Origin of the sequence: Flavobacterium odoriferum (genome assembly GCF_025499515.1) — a bacterium.
Lineage (GTDB): Bacteria > Bacteroidota > Bacteroidia > Flavobacteriales > Flavobacteriaceae > Flavobacterium > Flavobacterium odoriferum.
Genome location: NZ_JAMKFA010000025.1, coordinates 1 through 2,120 on the forward strand (window position 1 = coordinate 1; position 2,120 = coordinate 2,120).

Annotated in this window: 2 protein-coding genes; both read left to right on the forward strand. The window is 27.2% G+C overall.

Annotated features, from left to right (window positions below):
• Positions 1-188: 188 nt before the first annotated feature.
• A complete protein-coding gene (locus M9Q43_RS13505; RefSeq protein ID WP_262319392.1) occupies positions 189-1,058 on the forward strand; it encodes a hypothetical protein in 870 nt (289 codons plus the stop codon).
• Positions 1,059-1,210: 152 nt separating this feature from the next.
• The gene (locus tag M9Q43_RS13510) at positions 1,211-1,954 is read left to right on the forward strand and encodes a hypothetical protein (protein WP_262319393.1); all 744 of its coding nucleotides are present in this window, start codon (positions 1,211-1,213) and stop codon (positions 1,952-1,954) included.
• The last annotated feature ends 166 nt before the right edge of the window (positions 1,955-2,120 follow it).

The window sequence follows — 2,120 nt, forward strand, 5'->3', positions numbered from 1 at the left end:
AATGTTTTGTTATATTTGTAATGGCTTGGTGTTGGTTCAACGCCACTGAGAGCAAGCCACAGAACGTTAGCAGAAAATTTTGATAATAAAACGGAAAAAAAAACGTTATCAAGAAATTATAAAGTCGAGAAAGCCGAAAATACGACTATAAAAATAAAAGTAGGTCAACTAAAAATATTTAATTTATTATGAGAAAGATTTTATTAGTTTCACTATTAACAATTACAATAGTTTCTTGTGCTAAAAAAGAAGAAGTTAAAAATTTTACTGAAGTTAATTCTACAGATGAACTTTTTGAACTTAAAAGTTCAATTAATGAAACAAATTCTGTAGATTTTTTAAAACATTTTTATGTGGTTTCAGTAGTTGAAGAATTCCAAAATAATAGTCCTAAGAAAAATGAACTTATAAAAGAGTTTGATAAAATTATTAAGGATAATCTAAATTTTTCTTGTATTGAATTAGATAACAATAAAGTACTTGAAGTAATAAAAAAATGTAATTCAAAAGAACAATTAATTAAAGAAATAAATGAGAGTAAATCATTTTTTAATGACCCTGAACTTGAAGAAGGCATAAGAAATTACGAAATAATTAAATTAACGGAACAAACTTATGCAATTTTCGGAAGAGTTTGTGGAAGTGGTTCTGGTGAATGTGATAAGTATTTATTAATTTCTGATATTGATAAAAACTCTAAAGATTTTATGTTAGGAGAAAGTTACATGGATACAAAAACAAAACCTGCGATAGAAAAATTACAAAGTGACTTAAAAACAAAATTTACTTTCGCAAATCCTGCTGTTCTAAATTATGGTTCTGCTAAAATTAATGGTGAAGATTATATAACAACTGCATATGCCGAAGGAGAAATAGAAAGTTATCGTCCAATTTATAATTTAATTATAGCTTGTAATCTAAAGAATAACAAAATATTCTACTTGTATGACAGTCCAAAATCTGAAAATGATAATTGGAAATACGATGTTGAAACATTAGATGGTGCGGAATTTAGTTGGGTAACTGAAAAAAATCCTGATTGGAAACAACTTGATTAATTAAATCTTCTGCTAACACAGGTTTTGCAAGATTGCGGGTTTTAGGCTTAATTTAAAGTTGATTTTGTATCTTTGAGTTCAGTGTTAAACCGAAAGTTTCGGCTTCTTTAGTTCGCAACCTCGCAAAGCCTGGGAACGTTAGCGACCATTTTATGAAAAACTACCTAAAATATATTATTTCATTTATGATTGTAACTATTATTAGTTGTAATAAAGTCGATGATAAAGTAAATGAAAATCAAATAAAAAATAGGACTTTCTTGTTTTATGGAAATTCAGAAATAGAACCTTTTTATATAGATTTCAAAGACTCTACTTATTATTTCATAGACAATGAAGGCAATAAACCTAAAGAAATGCCCTGGAAGTTTGTTGATTATGACAACAGTAATTTCATATTATTTAACAACAACGTTTTTGGAATAAAAAAAGATTCTATCGAAAAATATTTTCTGAAAAACATTTCCACAAATGAACAAAGTTTTAAAATTTTAGAGCAAAAACCTAAATGGAAAAAATCAATTTTATATGGCGAATGGATTGATGAAAAGTATAATTCTATTGAAATGGAATATATACCAATTCCACCCCCTACTCTAAATACTGAAAATAATAAAAAAATATGGCCACCAAAATTTATAATTAAAAAGGATACAATTTATTATGAGTTTTTAAATTTTAGATCAAAATCTAAATATATAATATCTAATTCAAATAATTTTATTTTACTAAAACTTGAAACTGTAATTTCATTTAATAACAATCACTTTTTATGGGAAATTTATGAAGTTAATGATAGTTTACTAAAAATAAAAAGCAAAAAATATGATGAATACAATACTTCAGGTGATTACTTTGAGGAAGAAGTAATAGAATTAAGAAAAAACGGTCGCTAACAGCCGTTTGTAGCAATTGCTAGGCTTGGCTTGTGTTCGGAATTTTCTCCGAAAATTCCACGAGGAGTTTTGTACTTGTAATCTTTTGTCTTAAATTTACGCAACTGCCACAAGCGGCAACACGTTGCACACAATATATTTTCCGAACTGCCACATAACGCTTCGC